At 65.1% G+C, this 15,463-nt stretch carries 13 protein-coding genes; 6 read left to right on the plus strand and 7 right to left on the minus strand.

The window, feature by feature from the left end:
* The first annotated feature begins 33 nt into the window (after positions 1-33).
* The gene (locus tag D472_RS0113480) at positions 34-369 is read left to right on the plus strand and encodes a hypothetical protein (protein WP_017605014.1); all 336 of its coding nucleotides are present in this window, start codon (positions 34-36) and stop codon (positions 367-369) included.
* Positions 370-901: 532 nt separating this feature from the next.
* Here D472_RS0113480 and D472_RS28845 read toward each other — a convergent pair.
* From D472_RS28845 to D472_RS0113495, 3 genes are all read right to left on the minus strand, one after another.
* The gene (locus tag D472_RS28845; protein ID WP_275040601.1) at positions 902-1,456 is read right to left on the minus strand and encodes a Scr1 family TA system antitoxin-like transcriptional regulator; all 555 of its coding nucleotides are present in this window, start codon (positions 1,454-1,456) and stop codon (positions 902-904) included.
* Positions 1,457-1,823: 367 nt separating this feature from the next.
* On the minus strand, positions 1,824-2,111 hold the full coding sequence (locus D472_RS26760; RefSeq protein ID WP_017605016.1) for a hypothetical protein: 288 nt from the start codon (positions 2,109-2,111) through the stop codon (positions 1,824-1,826).
* A 45-nt stretch (positions 2,112-2,156) separates the two neighbouring features.
* Complete coding sequence (locus D472_RS0113495; protein WP_017605017.1) at positions 2,157-2,867, minus strand: DUF5710 domain-containing protein; 711 nt, start codon at positions 2,865-2,867, stop codon at positions 2,157-2,159.
* Positions 2,868-3,444: 577 nt separating this feature from the next.
* On the opposite strand from D472_RS0113495, the gene D472_RS25535 reads away from it, so the two are divergent.
* Both D472_RS25535 and D472_RS0113505 read left to right on the plus strand, forming a co-directional pair.
* A complete protein-coding gene (locus D472_RS25535; protein WP_239642973.1) occupies positions 3,445-5,265 on the plus strand; it encodes a DUF2075 domain-containing protein in 1,821 nt (606 codons plus the stop codon).
* An 882-nt stretch (positions 5,266-6,147) separates the two neighbouring features.
* Positions 6,148-6,846: a hypothetical protein gene (locus tag D472_RS0113505; RefSeq protein ID WP_017605019.1), complete on the plus strand. Its 699-nt coding sequence runs from the start codon at positions 6,148-6,150 to the stop codon at positions 6,844-6,846.
* 150 nt (positions 6,847-6,996) lie between these two features.
* Here the strand turns inward: D472_RS0113505 and D472_RS0113510 are convergent, their stop codons facing one another.
* Together D472_RS0113510 and D472_RS0113515 are read right to left on the minus strand one after the other, a co-directional pair.
* The gene (locus D472_RS0113510; RefSeq protein WP_017605020.1) at positions 6,997-8,898 is read right to left on the minus strand and encodes a DNA/RNA helicase domain-containing protein; all 1,902 of its coding nucleotides are present in this window, start codon (positions 8,896-8,898) and stop codon (positions 6,997-6,999) included.
* Positions 8,898-9,854 (minus strand): hypothetical protein, encoded by a 957-nt coding sequence (locus D472_RS0113515; RefSeq protein ID WP_017605021.1) that lies wholly within the window; start codon positions 9,852-9,854, stop codon positions 8,898-8,900. The genes D472_RS0113510 and D472_RS0113515 overlap by 1 nt, the downstream gene beginning before the upstream one ends.
* 209 nt (positions 9,855-10,063) lie before the next feature.
* On the opposite strand from D472_RS0113515, the gene D472_RS0113520 reads away from it, so the two are divergent.
* The 3 genes from D472_RS0113520 (at position 10,064) to D472_RS28850 (ending at position 12,853) form a co-directional block, all read left to right on the plus strand.
* Entirely contained in the window at positions 10,064-11,887 is a 1,824-nt protein-coding gene (locus D472_RS0113520) for a DUF2075 domain-containing protein (protein ID WP_239642971.1), read from the plus strand.
* 215 nt (positions 11,888-12,102) lie between these two features.
* A complete protein-coding gene (locus D472_RS26765; RefSeq protein ID WP_204366507.1) occupies positions 12,103-12,645 on the plus strand; it encodes an ABC transporter ATP-binding protein in 543 nt (180 codons plus the stop codon).
* A gap of 46 nt (positions 12,646-12,691) precedes the next feature.
* A complete protein-coding gene (locus D472_RS28850) occupies positions 12,692-12,853 on the plus strand; it encodes a hypothetical protein (RefSeq protein ID WP_204366508.1) in 162 nt (53 codons plus the stop codon).
* A gap of 131 nt (positions 12,854-12,984) precedes the next feature.
* Here D472_RS28850 and D472_RS0113530 read toward each other — a convergent pair whose 3' ends face one another.
* Both D472_RS0113530 and D472_RS0113535 read right to left on the minus strand, forming a co-directional pair.
* Positions 12,985-14,070 carry a hypothetical protein gene (locus tag D472_RS0113530; protein WP_152447954.1) on the minus strand — a complete coding sequence of 362 codons (1,086 nt, stop codon included), beginning with the start codon at positions 14,068-14,070 and terminating at the stop codon, positions 12,985-12,987.
* A partial coding sequence (locus D472_RS0113535) for a hypothetical protein (RefSeq protein WP_204366509.1) occupies positions 14,067-15,463 on the minus strand: 1,397 nt, incomplete at its 5' end. The genes D472_RS0113530 and D472_RS0113535, both read right to left, overlap by 4 nt.

Below are 15,463 nucleotides of genomic sequence, written 5' to 3' on the forward strand. Positions count from 1 at the left end.
CCCCTCCTCGGGAGAACAGGGCATGATCAGAGCATGGAACGCTGTGATTTCTGTGAACTCCCCATCGGGGGCGGCTGCGCGTGCTCACTCGTGAGCCGAGACCGCGGCCGATCCGGGCAAGGGCCCGGGACCATCTCCGAGGAGTCCCGTTTCCCTCGCGGCGCCATCCTCATCTCACCGAGGGGCATCGCCCACCGCCTGGGGTGCATGCACCAGTCCGACTCCGAGATCACGGCGCCGGCATGGGGCTGGATCAACGATCCCGACCCACTCCTGTGGCGCCGACTCAACGAGAGCTCCCCCGCCCGGGCCACGAAGGGCAACACCAAGCGGGTCGCCACCCGGCGTTGTCAAAGCTGCGACGCCTGAGACACCGGTTCGCGGGCCCTCGTGGAGGGCCCGCGAACCACGGCGGGCTCGGTGGCCCCACGAGCTGGGGGCGGCTCGTTCGCCCGGCGCCACGGTCCGAGCGATGCGGGGTTCCTCGCACGCTCCCACACCCTCCCGCGCACGGCGTCGCCCCCGTGCGCACCATCGCGGCCAGGCCCCGGCGGCCACGTCCGGTCGACCCGCCTCGGGTGAGCCCGCGACCGAGGGCTCCACGAGTGTGGGGGCGGCGTGCTCCTGGCCCGTCCCGGTATGGAGTCCCCACCCACGGCTGGAACGGCCCCGGCCCCAGGTCACAACCCCAATCACCCAGCCGTGTTCTCGCCCCTGGTAGCAAGCCCAGGACGGATGGCCGGTGGGCCGAGCCTCGCGGATTCTCTCGACGTACTCAGGAACCGACTCGGCCAGGGCACCGGCCACCATCGCCAACAGGAGCCGAAGAGTGTCCAGCGCACCAACGTTCCTGCATTGCTCCACCTGGCCACGGCAACCCACCCGAAGACCGCAGCGAGAGTCATGGGGCATCGAAAACGGTGACGCTCAGCGCCTTGTCCCACCGAGCGGCGGCCAGGTCGTCGTGACGAATCATGAACTTCGTGTAGTGCTCCGCGTACACCCGTCCCTCATTGGCGAGCGGTATCCAGTCGCAGGCCAACCGGAGCGCGTCCTCCTCCGGTAAAGCGGAAAACCACCCTCCCCCGCCGAGGCTCTTCGCCGGCTCGCGGTACTCCCCCGCGATGCGCTCCAGATGCTCGACCGCCTCGTCCCCGAAGCAGGCGAGTTTCTCCAGTTCCTCGAACAACTCCACGTACGTCGCCACGTCGGTGGCCCCGGTCGGGGTGGCTGTGGCGGTCTCCGCGGCCACCACGACGGCGTCTTCGTCGTAGATGTCAAAGGCGTGTCCGGGGAAGACGTGTACAGGTGTCGTCCAAGGGACGATCCCCACCGTGGTGCCACCACCACGAGCAGCGATCGTGGCGTCCTGCTCGATCTGCTCCGCCATGATCGGGGCGGAGCCCAGGCGACACTCCCACCGGCACGGGGAACAGCGCGTGCGTCCCTGCCGCACGCGCCCGCCCCACCATGAGAGTGATCCTCACCCACAGCACTCGTCCCGCGTCCGGCCGGGCACGCACTCGGCTCCGGGCGTGCATCGTCTCCCCGGCGTCGGGGAGAGCGCCCCGTGGGTAGCCGGGAGGGCGTCCCGAGGGCGCGTTCGCACAGGTCCACGGCGGTGGCCCGGTCCCCCGTCGAGGTCGGTGCTCACGGCCTCGTGCCAGGAAGGTTCCGCGTCGGTGGTCCACCACGTCCATGCCGGGCCCGGTGTCGGCCGTCCTCCAGCCACCGCAAGGCCTGGACACCGCACCGGTCAAGGGGCGGGCGGGGCGCGTCGCGTGCGAAGGGCGAGGGTCCTGCGAACCGCGGCCCAGGGTCGGTCACATGCCTGCGGGGGAGATCTCGTGGGTGTGCGGCTGTTCCCGCCCACCGTCGAGGGTGCCCTCCGCGAGCACGCCGTGGCGACGCTCGTAGCCGCTCCTCGCACCCAGGTCACCGTGATCGCGCAGACGCAAGCCCCCCAGGGAAGCAGCCGTCACCGGCATCGCGTCCGCTGCACGAACAGCGATCTGGCGGATCGCCCACCCTTCGTCGTCGGCTTCGAGGAGAGCAGCGGACCCTTCTCGTCGTGGCCCCGGAACCAGCCGGTCATGTCGCCCTTCCCTCATGGCCGATCACTCACCCCCTCCCCGCGTCGCTCTTCCGTTCCTGGTTCACCACGACGCCTGGTGCCGTGTCAGCTCCTTCCTTGCTTCCTCGGCTCGCTCCCAAGCCTCGGGCGGCGGTTCGACGGTGACCCCCACCCCTGTCAACATGCTCAGGTCCAACTCCCACACCACCCGTGACCGCCGCTCCCACAACGCGAACGCCTCATCGACGTGCTGCTGGGCCTGCGAGTGCGATGCCCCGGTGACCGCGATGAGGTGGGCCATCGCCTCACTCGCCAGCCCGCGCACCTGGGCCAGACCGAAGTGAGTCACGGTGTGGCAGGGCGTGCAGACGCAGATCAGCCGTCGGAGGATCTGGGTCCTGGTGCGCTCGTCGAAGACCCACCTCTCGTGCACCTCCAGCCAACGCCCGGCCTCGCGGTCGGCGCCGGCTCCGCAGATCTCGCACACCTGGCCGGCCCGGTTCACGACCATGCGGCGCAACCGCTCCCAGTCCTGCTGGGACACGCACGAGCGCACGTTGGTGAACCAGCACGTCGTGGGGACCAGGTCGACGAACAACCCCGAGCCGAGCGATCGGTCCTCCCCCGGCAACGAGGTGGGGATGTCGGGCCGGGCCGCCCAACGTTCCAACCCCGCCATGCCCGGCCTGGGCGCGTACCACCGACGCGCGCGGGCGTCCCATCTGGCTCCTTCGGCCTTCGCCAGGTCCTTCTCCGCGTAGGGGACGTCCAACCAGATGCGTTCGGCAGGCACTGCACTCCTCGTGTGGGGATGTGATGGCGCGGTGACTCTAGCGAGGGAAGTGGCGGGAAGTCAGTTCCACCGCGTGGCTGGAGAGCGGGGGTTTCCCGGCGAGACCCCCACCTACGGTCACGATCCACCACTTTTTTGACCGTGGGTGGGGGTCTCGTCCCGTCCGCCCCGGGAGCGGTCTCGCTCCCCACCGTGACGGCGTCGCCGGTCGCCGGGAACCGTTCCCGGATGTGTTCAAGGGCGGTCTGCCCCCCAGTTCCGGGGACCCCCACCACCGGCTCGACATCCGAGCCGACCCCCGTCCAGTTCTGCGCGCGGTTCCCGCGCCCCTACCCCTCACCGCCCAGCAGAGGACTCCAGTGAGAGGGGAGGGGTCGGCAGTGGCTTATCAATCCGACTGTAGGAACTCGAAGCAGCGCCAAAGCGCCATAAGACCTGATTCAGGTTTTTGTCATGATATGACGCGTGAGAGATCCCCCAGGAGTCCTGCTTGTTCGCCCTTCGTCTGTCAGCCCACGAACTGTCTTCCCTCTCCGCCAACGAGATCGAGGAAAAGGTGTTCGAGGGTGTGAAACGAATGATTCGCCGGTCGACGGGACTTTCGGAGCGCAGGTCATGGGCGAACAGCCTCCCCATACTCGCCAACGACCTGATCCGAGCAGGGCTCGGTCAGGTCGAGGTGTTGGTCGAGTACTCCATTCCCGGAAACAGTGAACGTGCCGACGCGGTCCTGGCGGGAGTCCATCCCGGTTCCGGCGAAGACAGCTTCCTGGTCGTGGAGTTGAAGCAGTGGCGCGAGGTACGACTCTTGTCCGACCGCCCAGGGAAGGTCGATGTCGCAGGTGTGCCAGGCAGAAAACGCGACCACCCTGGCCCTCAGGTGGAGAAGTATTGCAAGAACATGAGAAAGAAGCTGGCCTGCTTGCACGAGGATCCAGAAAAACTACGCGGAATCCTCTACCTCCACAACGCCCCTCGTGAACAGATCGAGGATCTCTACAAGGAGGCCGACCAGCGGTACGGCATGGTCTTCAGTTCGAGCGAACGCGACCAGCTGACCGGCTACCTTCGATCACGCTTCGCCTCCGTTTCAGGTGCGGCGAGCGCCGACAGGCTCCTCGGTTCCATGATCCGCCCCACACGATCGACCACACAGCTCAGCGCACGCCAACTCGCCCGGAGAAGTCAGTTCGATCTGCTCCGAGAACAAGAGGAGGCCTATCTCCTTGCGCTGCGAACGGTCGAGGAGGCACGTGCCGACGACCACAAACGCATCGTGGTGGTCACCGGGGGCCCTGGCAGCGGCAAGAGCGCCGTGGCCTTAGAACTTCTGGGGGCCTTCATGCGTCGGGGGCACAACGTCCGACACGCGACCGGGTCCTCCGCCTTCACCGAGACGCTCAGGACCGTGGTCGCGGGAGGGCCCGAGCAGAAGAGCCTTCGAGGGGTGTTCGACTACTTCTCGGGGTACACCAAAGCACGCCGTAACGACATCGACGTCCTCATCTGCGACGAGGCCCACCGCCTCCGGAAGACCTCTCATTCCTGGCGGACACGTAAGGACCTGCGTTCCGAACGCCCACAAATCGAGGAACTGGTGAACGCTGCCAGGGTTCCTGTGTTCCTTCTGGACGACCGCCAGGTGATCCGCCCCACAGAGATCGGTTCCTTCCAAGAGATCCAGCGGTACGCGGACGAACGGGGTATCGAGGTACGTCACGTCCAGCTCAATGGTCTTTTCCGGTGTGGTGGGAGTGTGGCCTATGACGAGTGGGTGAAACGAGCCCTCGGCATGTCGCAGAGTGAGCCGTTCAGGTGGGAGGACGACGGAGCCTTCATCCTCCGCCTCGCCGAGTCGCCGTCAGAGATGGAATGGGTTCTCCGGGACCTCACCGAGAAGAGGCGCTCCGCACGGCTGACCGCGGGCTACTGCTGGCCATGGAGTGATCCCGGCGAGGACGGCACTCTGCCCGAGGACGTCCGCATCGGCGATTGGTCCATGCCCTGGAACAACAAGCGGGACACGGTTTTCGGAGGCGCGCCATCGCGAGCGCTCTGGGCCACCGATCCACGCGGACTGGGCCAAGTGGGCTGTATCTACACGGCACAGGGTTTCGAGTACGACTGGGCCGGGATCATCCTCGGTCCCGACCTGAAGTTCCGCGACGGTGTCCTCACCACGGACAACCGGGAGAACAAGGACAAGAACATTCCTCAAAAGCTTTCCCCGGATGAGGCGGACACCTACATTCGCAACATCTACAAGGTGCTCCTGACCCGAGCGATGGAGGGCGCCGTCGTCTACGCCGTCGGCCCCGAACTCCAGGAACATCTGAGACACCTGGTCCCCTCACTGTCGGACAGCCCCGTCAAGGTCCCCGACAGGGCACGGAGTTGACACAGCGGACGGATCTGCGAAAGAAGACATCCGCCTTCCGTGGCCTTGATCGGACACCCGAGATGCCGGCCGATGGCCTCTCGGAAGGAGGAGAGGTGCGCACAGGATCGTGCTCGGGGAGGGCCGCCTCCTCCCAGGGAAGTACTTTCACCTTCACTCCCCACTACTCAGGAGTGCATGGAAGAGCATGCGAAGGGTTCTGTTCCGCCTCAGGTGCCCGGGTTCCGACCCCAAGATCCCGTAGAACACCGAGACCGCACGAGTAGCTGTAGTCGCTCACGTCAGCCTGTCGCAATGTGACCCTGCCATGTAGGCCTCACCGCGCTCCATGGCTGTGCTCGCTCGGGTGGCGCCGTCTGCGCTCTTCCTCCTCAGAGGGAACCGCGCGGCCCGCAGCGGTTCACCAAGGTCCCTGAAAAGACCGAGGGCTTTCCACCACTATGTGTGCCTTCGTCGTGACTTTGGATCGAGTAACACACATCTATCCGAAAAGAAATATCATCCGACACCGCACTGCTGGTAGTCATATAAGCAAGAAGCTCGGCGGGGCCTCGAAAGCGAATCATCTATTGCGACAAATTACTTGCCACCGAAAAATCAAGGAGAACTAGAACCCCACCTACGAAGTTGTCAGCCCCTGAAGCCGCTGACCTGACCGCATCGAGCAGAACCCTTCGGAAGAAGAACACCCTTGAACGAGGAGGCCGGTTGTCGGACGCACCTTTCACACCTCCCCGGCACAACGCAGCGTGCGAAAAAGCCGAACAGGCGGACTGCCATTGTCACTGCCGTGGCGCCGGGCATCAGAGAGACCTCATCATACGAGCAGCCAGGTGTTCCGACTCCGATAAATACAGAACCCTTCGCGAATCTCTACAGAAAGTGTTCGGCGGGTTCCATGAGAATACGCGAGACACCATCACCAAAACACGATCCGCTCGCAACGTTCCCGACCGGAATGAGATAGAGTTCCTCTCTTTTGACAAAAGAAAAGGAGCCACCTGGCACGAGACACTCCTTGTCGACGAGGCACTTCATGCCGTCTTCATCAGGCAGGCGAAAGCGAGTATTGCCGAAACCACAGCACGGAGAGAGAAGCAGGAAAGTTTTGTCGACAGAGTCACCCTGGGCGCCCGCGAGATAATTGAGTCCAAGGTCACCATAAAGAACGTTGTCGAGGCGCACGTCTGGTGCAGCATCGTCTCGGAATTTCTGGCCGGATTGAGTACGCACACGGCTTCGTCGCCGATCTCACCTGACTTCTCAGCCATCTGCTACCCGCGAAAGACCAAGGGTAGGACTCCCACCTCCCTAACAGAGGTCCGGGAACGAGGACTCCAACATCTTTCTGTCGCGTTCAACACGGCCAAGGACATCCCAGAGCCCGGCAGGCTCGACCTTCTACGCCTCGTCGGGGCCGCCACCTGCCCTGACCTGTGGCGCCACGCCGCTGCTGTCCGTTACTGTCTCGCCCCCTTCGTCCAAGAGGAATCCTGGCCGCCGGAGAACACCACGAAGGTCGCCGTACTACCGGATTTTCGCCAACTCCAGCTCAGGTGGAGCAGCAGGGGCCATTGGTGACAGAGGTAGAACACAGGCTCATGGAGTGGTTCGGGCTCATCTCTGCCGAAAGCGTCGCGAGACGGATCTCGTGAAGAAATCTTCCCAGGACAGGAGGTCGTTCTCGTGCCCTGAGACGGGTGGCGGGCACGTACGTCCACCACCCGGGGGTCATCTCGAAGCGGACGGAACGAGGGAGGCCAGGAACGCCTGGGTCTCCTCGTCCGTGGAGTAAAGCCGACACGACCTCATACCCCGGGTCATGAGCACCCGGTAGGTGTTCTTCGCGAGTGAGAGGTACTCAGCGGTGTCCACCCCCCGCATCCCTCGGTCCCTGCTCTCCTCCGGATGGGCCTCCCAACGGTCACCACGACGGACGAGGTCGGGACCGAGGATGACGCCCGCGTCGTGGTACTCGAGTCCCTGAGCCGTGTAGACGCAGCCGATCTGGCGTTCACCTCCAGGGCGGGTGGCCCACAGCCAGCTTTCGGGGCCGACGAACTCCCCGTCAACGGAGATCGTCTGGTCCTTGTGCAGGTTCCACGGGCGTTCCCATCTCCGCTTTTCTCCGTGTACCCCGTCCTCCCACTCGATGCTGACTCCGGGCAGTTCCTCGCCCAGCCGAACCTCCTCCCACCCCCAACAGAACCCGGCACTGATTCGGGCGGTTCGTTCCTGCTCCAGACACTCCTCCAACCACTGCTCCATCTCCGAGGGATCGGAGCTGACAGCCAGGTCGTAGTCAGTGCCGCTCCAGGGTCTGGGTTGTTCGTAGAGGAGGTCGTCGACCCAGGAATTGAACTCGCGGGAACCGTTGCAACGGAAGTTGCCATTGAGGCTGTGCGTGACGACGTTGATGGGCGGTGTCGCGTTCTGAGCGAAGTCACGGATCTCTCGTTCGGTCACGCCCTCTCTGGGACGGACCCGCTGACCTTCGTCGAGGAAGACCACCACTACCGGCACCTCGGCCAGGTTCTTGAGTACGTAGGTTCCGAGACCACCATTGCCACGGTGGTAGCGGTGGGCCTCGTCGATGATCAACAACCGTGAGTCCCGCACCTTGTTCTTGGGGAGCTGGAACAGAGGGTCGGAACCAGGGACCCCCAGGGTCTCCCGCAGGTTGCGTGTCAGCGCTCCGGAGGGGGTTCCGTAGCGGGCACGAACATCAGGCTTGTTCACGTACTCACCGAGCAGTCGCATGGCCAGAACGGTTTTTCCACTGCCCGGTCCGCCTTGGACGACGATGATGGTGCGTCGACCGCTGTCCAGTGCTTCCTTCACGTGGGCCCTGATGTTCAGCAACGCGGTCTGCTGGTCTCCGACGAGCTTGAACGAGGGGGCTCCACTCACCGCTGCGGCCACACTGTCCAGGAGCGGAGCGCTTCCCCGCCACCTGGCCTTGGTGAAATTCGCGAGGTCACGCTCGTCGATTCCCTCGAGGTCACCACACTGGAAGAGTCCACGCGGTTCGACCGGCTCAGAAGAGACACGTGCGTCCTCGCCACTGACCACCGGTACCCGGTATCCGGGAGGGAGCACAGCGCTCTCCTGAATCCTGACCGCCTGTGCGCGATTCGCATTATGAAGGAAGACGACACCGCGCACCTGGAGGTCGACGACGTCCGACTCGAACCACTGGTCAAGGAAGGCCATGTACCCGACGGTCTGAGCGAGCGGGTGCGTCCACAGCTTTTCGTTGCCCGGCAATCGCACCAGGTCCTTGGCCACGAGAACCGCTTGGGCCCACTGCTTCAGTTCCACCACGGTGGCGACGAGTTCATCGGAGCCACATCGGCCGATGAGCAAGGCGTCGATGCGGCTTTCGGTGTCCAGGGTCGCGAACTCGAGGTAGACGTACAGGTCCTTCAATCCCGCACTGACCAGTGCGTCGAAGAATGGCGGCCAACTGTTCCGCCAGCTACGGACCTCGGACTCTCCAGGTTCACCGAATCCGGCCTCGTGATACGCCAGAGCGCAACGCTCGACGAAGTCCGGCTTTCTCACTTCTTCGGCCACGTCGCCGACCCGGCCGGCGTGGACGTATCGGAGGGGGTGGGGGGGTGTTTGCGGCATCATCTCTCTTTCATGTTGGCGATGTTCTCGCGATGCCAGGCGAAGTAGTGGGCGTTCTTCTCCGAGAAGGCCGAGCACCTGCCACCCAGGCGCTCGACGGCCGTGACAAGGGCGCCGGTCCTGACCTGTCCCGACGCATGGATGTACCCGTCGACGTCCACGTACACGAAGCCGTGTTCGAAGAGGGAATCGCAACCGAGCACGCAGGCGTTCATGACGTTGCCCAGATCACCGCGCTCCTGAGGGGAGCTCGCGCTGCGGCGCTTGATGTGCGCGGTGTGCACCAGCCTCGTGGGCAGGACCATCTGGCACAGATCGCAGGGCACCTCGGTCCTACCTCCGAGCTTCTTGGCCCGCAGTCTCTTCTGCTCGGCTCGGACGTACACGTAGGCGGGGCGGTCCAGGACCGAGGGGAGGTCGAGGTTCACCTGATCCGCGGGGTCCTCGGGGTCGAGGAGGGGGCCTTTGTGCGCCTCGACCGCCTCGTGCAGCATCTGCTCCAGGACCGACTCGCGGTCCTCGGGGAACTTGGGCCCACCCTTGCCGCTGGCGGATCTGCGGAGTGCCTCGATCGCCTCGGGGCCGATGTCGTCCTTGGTGACGTCGTACCGGGTGTCCACGACGGTGAAGGGCACCCGGTAGGGGTACACGTCGTCGTCCCAGACGTGTGATCCGTTTTCGTACAGACCCCCGGTCAACCTGGTGGTCACGTACCTGGCCACGGTCCGGGTCTGTGCCTCAGGCCCCGGAATCCTGCCCAATCCCAAGTGACCGAGGTGGAGGAGGTCTCCTTCCCTCAGAGTCGTGAGCACCTCGTGGTGCTCCTTCTCCTCCGCCGTTTCGGCTTTCCACCCCCAGACCGACCTCTCGATTCCCCGGTCCAGGTTCGCCGCTCCTGCTCTGCCGACATAGACGTAGACCTCGGTGGCGTCCTTCGCGCCTCCCGTGTCTTCCACGGCCCTCCTTCTGTCGTCCCCATCCCTTTGTGGGCAAGGGGTCTGGAGTTTCCCGACCAGCGACAGCCGACCGTCGGGCGTCCTTATGCTACGTAGAGCCGACGACATTCGGCGCGTTTCTCGCAAACCTCCTGAGCACAGCCATTTCGGAGTGTGAATTGACGGCCTATCGCCGCTCCGCAGCGTCCCTGTCCACGTACGGTTCCTCCTTGGAGGAAGAGCTCGGAAAGCTCATCTCCGAACATGTGCGCCACACCTTCAAGTACACCCCAGGTCCCGCCGAGGTCCGTTCCTGGGAACGGAGTGTCCCTACACTCGCCAACGACCTGGTCGACGCCGGACTGGGCGATGTCGAGATGCTGATCGAGTACAAGCTGCCGATGTGCAGTAAGCGCGCTGACGTGGTCCTGGCCGGGCATCACCCCGAGACCGACGAGCCCAGCTACGTCGTGGTCGAGCTCAAACAGTGGAGCGAAGCCGAGTCTTGGGAGGACGACCCCACCATGGTGCTGGTCCCCCACCAGCCGGGAGACGCCAAGCTCCACCCGGTGCTGCAGGTCCGCGGCTACTGCGATCAGATCGGGGACTTCGTGGCCTCGATCGACGATCCGGCGAAACAGCTGCGAGGCGTGGCCTACCTGCACAACGCCTACGAACCCGCTGTGCGTGACCTGTTCGACCTACCCGCGGACGACCAGGGCAGGCTCTTCACCGCTCAGCACCGTGGAGACTTCCTGGGCTTCCTCCGCAGCAGATTGGCGCCCAGGTCCGGTGCGGAGGCGGCGGACCGTCTGTTGTCGGGAAGGATCAGACCCAGTCGACAGCTGATGAAAGTGGCGGCGGCCGAGGTCAGGGAGCGTTCACAGTTCACGCTGTTGGACGATCAGAAGGCGGCCTTCCAGACCGTCATGCACGCCGTCCAGCGTGCCCACGAGGACGACCGGAAGACCGCGGTGATCATCAGCGGCGGCCCCGGTAGCGGCAAGAGCGTCATCGCGCTCTCCCTGCTCGGCGAGCTGTCCCGCAACGGCACGAGCACCCTGCACGCGACCGGGTCGAAGGCGTTCACCACGACGATGCGCCGGGTCGCGGGACACCGTCAGCCGCGCGTCAAGAAGATGTTCCTGTACTTCAACAGCTTCATGACGAGCTCCCCGAACCAGTTCGACGTGCTGATCTGCGACGAGGCCCACCGGATCCGGGAGACCTCCGTGAATCGGTACACCAGGCGCGAGTTGCGCACGGACCGGCCGCAGGTCGACGAGCTCCTCGCCGCCGCGAGGGTGCCGGTCTTCCTGCTGGACGAGCACCAGGTGGTGCGGCCTGGGGAGATGGGCACGGTGGAGACCATCCGCGAACACGCGCGGGCCCGCGGGATGGAGGTGCGCGAGATCAGTCTGGCGGGGCAGTTCCGCTGCGGTGGCAGCGCCCGCTACGAGGACTGGGTACTGCGGCTGTTGGGCCTTGCCCAGGGCGGCCCCGCCCCTTGGGAGGGCGACGAGGCCTTCGAGCTGGGTGTGGCCTCCTCCCCTGCCGAGATGGAGGAGCTTCTCCGTCCGGCCTTGGACCGGGGCGAGTCCGCCCGGCTGAGCGCCGGTTACTGCTGGCCGTGGAGCAAGGTCGACAAGGACGGACCGTTGGTGGACGATGTGCGCATCGGTGACTGGGCACGCCCGTGGAACAGCCCTTTGGACACCTGGTTGCCCGACGCTCCTCCGAGCGCCCTGTGGGCCACCGAGGAGGGCGGATTCGAGCAGGTCGGGTGCGTGTACACCGCCCAGGGGTTCGAGTACGACTGGTCCGGGGTGATCCTCGGCCCGGACCTGGTGTTCCGGGACGACCGCCTGATGGTCGACCACAAGGCCGGCCGCGACCCCGCACTGCTCAGGAAGCCGACCGACCAGGAGGCCGACTCCCTGATCCGCAACACGTACAAGGTCCTGCTCACCCGAGGCATGCGCGGCACCTTTCTGTACTCCACCGACACCGAGACCCAGGAGTTCCTCACCTCCCTCGTCCACGGAACGGGCTGACCGCCTTCGCGGGGCAGGGAGAGGGGGCAGACGCTCACACGGCGTGGTCGGTTCCCGTGCCCGTCCCCAGTACTTTCCAGGGCCTGTCGGCATGCACCGCGCGTCTCACGCCTCGCACGGCTGTTCGCGCAGACACTCACGTGCGCCGTGGTGATCACCGCGCGGCTTCACCGCGCCGACAAGAGCTCATGGCTCAGAGGTTGACAGGAGTGCACATGCCACACGCCGACCACACCGTACTGGAGTCGCGGGGTCTGACCAGGACGTACCTCTCCACCGATCCGCCCGCCCAGGTCATCAGGGGGATCGATCTGACCGTCGGAAGAGGTGAGTTCCTCGTCGTGATGGGTTCGTCCGGCTCGGGGAAGTCGACGCTGCTCCACAACATCAGTGGCATGGACCGTCCGACGAGCGGGCGTGTCCTCTTGGAGGGACGGGATCTGACCTCGTTGAGTGACGCGCAGATGAGCCGTGTCCGGCTGACCCGGATGGGGTTCGTCTTCCAACAGGCGTACTTCCTGAGCAACCTGAACATCAGGGACAACATTCTGCTGCCCGCGCTCAAGGCGACGCCCCTGCGCGGAAAGGGCACGGCGGTCGCCCGTGTCGACGCGCTCATGGAGCGGTTCGGGATCGCACAGGTGGGGCGGCACGGTATCACCTGGGTCTCGGGGGCCAGCTGCAGCAGGCCTCGATCTGCCGGGTGTTGGCGTGCGAGCCGTCCGTGTTGTTCGCGGATGAACCGACCGGCGCGTTGAACAGCCGGATGACGATCGAGGTCATGGACGCTCTCACGGACGTGCAATGGTGACGCACGATCCCGTCTGCGCGGCCAGGGCCGACCGGGTGGTCTACCTCCGGGACGGGCTTGTGGTCGACTCCCGTGTGCTGGGGACGTGGGACGAGGAGCGGGCGGCGCGGCGTGAGGGCGACCTGCTCGTGTGGCTGAGGGACCTGGGGTTCTGAGCTCGGGTACTCCCGGCGCTGCCCCTCCCACGGCCACAATCGACCACTTTTTTGACCACGGGAGGGGGTCGCGTCCGCTCGGGAAGCCCTGGGGCCAGCCCCGGGGCGGAACCGTCTCGCACAAGGAGAGTTCAGCGAAAGGCCTCCCCCAACCGCCGGGAGAGGTCGATCGCCGGTGGGTGACCGGCGATCACGAAGACCGTGAGGACTTCACGCAACGCGGTGAGCAGGGTGTCGTCATCGGCGATGTCCTTCCAGAACTCGGAGAGATAGCGGGCGCACAGGGCGGTGGTGGCCTCCTGCGCGAGGGAGTCGTAGGAGTAAGGGTCGCCCCGGTCCACCACCCCGCGCAGACAACGGAGGGTTTCGGCCGGGTCCTGCGGGGCTAAGTGAGCGAGCGTCTGCACGATGTCGTGAACGATGGAGGGCTCTCGAAAAGCCGAGGCCGCCCAGAACACAGGCAGCGCGTTTCGCAGGTAGTCGGCCGGAGCCGGGGCGTCGTGACCTCGCCTGTCCTGGACGTCGTCCGAGACAAGGTGGACGGTGGTGCACACGCTCGAAACCACTTCATACGCCTTCCGGAACTCCTCGGAAGACGAGTCCGAGACGGCGCGGCGCCGCTCCGCCGCCTTTGTGGCCAGAAGAAGCAGGGCGAAGGCCCCGGATCGCACCTCTGCCCCACCGTCGTTGAGAAACCGCCTGGTCAGGATGATCGCCCGATCGCACACCTTGAAATCCCAAGGTTCCTCGAACCAGGACTGGGCGAGGGATCGCGCGTGGGCCGTCTTCCTCACCAGAGCCAGGTACAAGGTGATCTCAACGAAACCGTCCGCGAAGGCATAATCGACTTGAGCGTCGTCATCATCGAAGGCATCCAACCAGGAACCGAACGCGGCGTCGTAGAGCAATCGGTCGACCTGCTCTGGGTGCTCGGCGGCGTAGCGGCCCAGACATGCCAGTAACGTGCCACCATTCTCGAAATCTTTCTCGACGGCCAAACGTGCCTGGATCAGTTCCAGCGCGGATTCTGGGTCACGCTCCACAAGGTGCACCACTCGGGCCAGGAACCACCGGACTACCGGGTCGGGGTCGTCCAAGAACGGGCGCAGAGCCGACCTCAACACATCCCCCTCGGCTTCGGCCCAGTCCCTGCGCCGAAGGAGGACGCTCAGACCACCCACCCCCGAACGTCTCGCTGTCGGGGACCAGCCCCTCATTCCTCTATCTCCTTCGCACCCGACTCTTGGCCGATCGCCAATAGCAACACCCGATGGACCTGCCGTCCCAACTTCGATCCCGGGGTGGCCTCCTCGAATCCGGCCAGTCTCTCGGCGCCCGACACGATCGTCGCGGCCACGGCGTCCTCCGCCCCGGGACCGACACGATTCAGCAGTACCGGGTCGTGAACGACCTCCAGGAACAAGGAACCTAGTTCCTCCCACTCCTGTTGATCCCTGCTCCGGCTCAGCCGAACACTCAGATCGCTCATGCGGTCGAGAATGGACAACCTCGCCTCGCCGAGTTCGTCATTTTCTACTTCTCCGAACCGCTCCTGCGGGGTGAGGGCACTGAATCCACTGACGATGCCTCCGTAGAACACTTCAGGGGGCTCGTCCAAACGCTCCACCTCCCGTAGACGATCGATCAACAGCCGATGGGTCAGCCGTTCCGTGTCCAGGTAGGAGACCAGTTCATCGATCACCCTTATGTCCGGTTTACGAGCGTCAGAGGAAGAGATCCCGCCCGCTGCGAGCACAGCGTCTTCGAGCCTGGCGTGCTCCGCGCCGCCCACCTGAGAACTGAGCGTCCCCAGCAAGTCCGCCGCAGTCCGTCTGGTCACCGGGTTGGCCAGCAATGCCCCGGAGGTGAGCAACTCGACGGCGATCTCCTGCCAGACCAGGCCACCGCCTCGTGCCCGCTCCATGACACTCGTCCACACCCCCGGGTGCCACACGTGTCGCACCAAGTGGCGTACGGTGAGCGCTAGCCCGTCCACACCGGCCTGTTCCGCCCAGTCCAGGAGTGCGGAGAGCATCTCCACGGGGGCGCGGTGACCGGGAGAGTGTTCGAGCTTGGCGAGGCTGTAGATGACATACCCCTCCTTCCCTTGGAAGCGAAGTACGTAGCGGCCCCGCAGGGCGGCTTGCGGATAGTAGTCCTCGTGCGTGGCAGTGGCCAGAATCCGACAGGCCGCCTCGACACCGAGCAGGGGCAGAACCTCGGGGAACACCTGTCCGGCCTGGTAACGGACTCCCTCGAAGTCCTGCGCGAGGGTACTGCTGAGGGAAACGACCCCCCACATCATCACGGTCTTCTCATCACGACTGCCCTTCAGAGCCCACACCGTCTCCAGGAGTTCCGCGGCGGCTTCGGGTGAGCCGCGGGCGATGTCCACAGCGCCTCGCACCGACCAACGGAACACATCGGCGTTGCGTCGACGTGTGGGCTCGTCCTGGATGATCCGTCGCAGCAGGTCGGCATGCCCACCATCGACAGCGATGGCAGCGGCAAGGTGGCGAGAGGCCATGGCGACGATCTGGGCACGTCCTACCGTGTCTTCCAACCCGGCGGACATCAGCGCCGCGACACATTCGGCTCGTGCCCGGGCGG

The sequence above is a fragment of the Nocardiopsis alkaliphila YIM 80379 genome (assembly GCF_000341005.1).
Classification (GTDB): domain Bacteria; phylum Actinomycetota; class Actinomycetes; order Streptosporangiales; family Streptosporangiaceae; genus Nocardiopsis; species Nocardiopsis alkaliphila.

What these genes read in the sequence shown, in the direction of transcription:
- D472_RS0113480 (WP_017605014.1), top strand. Translation starts at nt 34, where the DNA reads ATGGAACGCTGTGATTTCTGTGAACTCCCCATCGGGGGCGGCTGCGCG.
- D472_RS26760 (WP_017605016.1), bottom strand. Translation starts at nt 2,111, where the DNA reads ATGAGGGAAGGGCGACATGACCGGCTGGTTCCGGGGCCACGACGAGAA.
- D472_RS25535 (WP_239642973.1), top strand. Translation starts at nt 3,445, where the DNA reads ATGATTCGCCGGTCGACGGGACTTTCGGAGCGCAGGTCATGGGCGAAC.
- D472_RS0113510 (WP_017605020.1), bottom strand. Translation starts at nt 8,898, where the DNA reads ATGCCGCAAACACCCCCCCACCCCCTCCGATACGTCCACGCCGGCCGG.
- D472_RS26765 (WP_204366507.1), top strand. Translation starts at nt 12,103, where the DNA reads ATGCCACACGCCGACCACACCGTACTGGAGTCGCGGGGTCTGACCAGG.
- D472_RS28850 (WP_204366508.1), top strand. Translation starts at nt 12,692, where the DNA reads ATGGTGACGCACGATCCCGTCTGCGCGGCCAGGGCCGACCGGGTGGTC.
- D472_RS0113530 (WP_152447954.1), bottom strand. Translation starts at nt 14,070, where the DNA reads ATGAGGGGCTGGTCCCCGACAGCGAGACGTTCGGGGGTGGGTGGTCTG.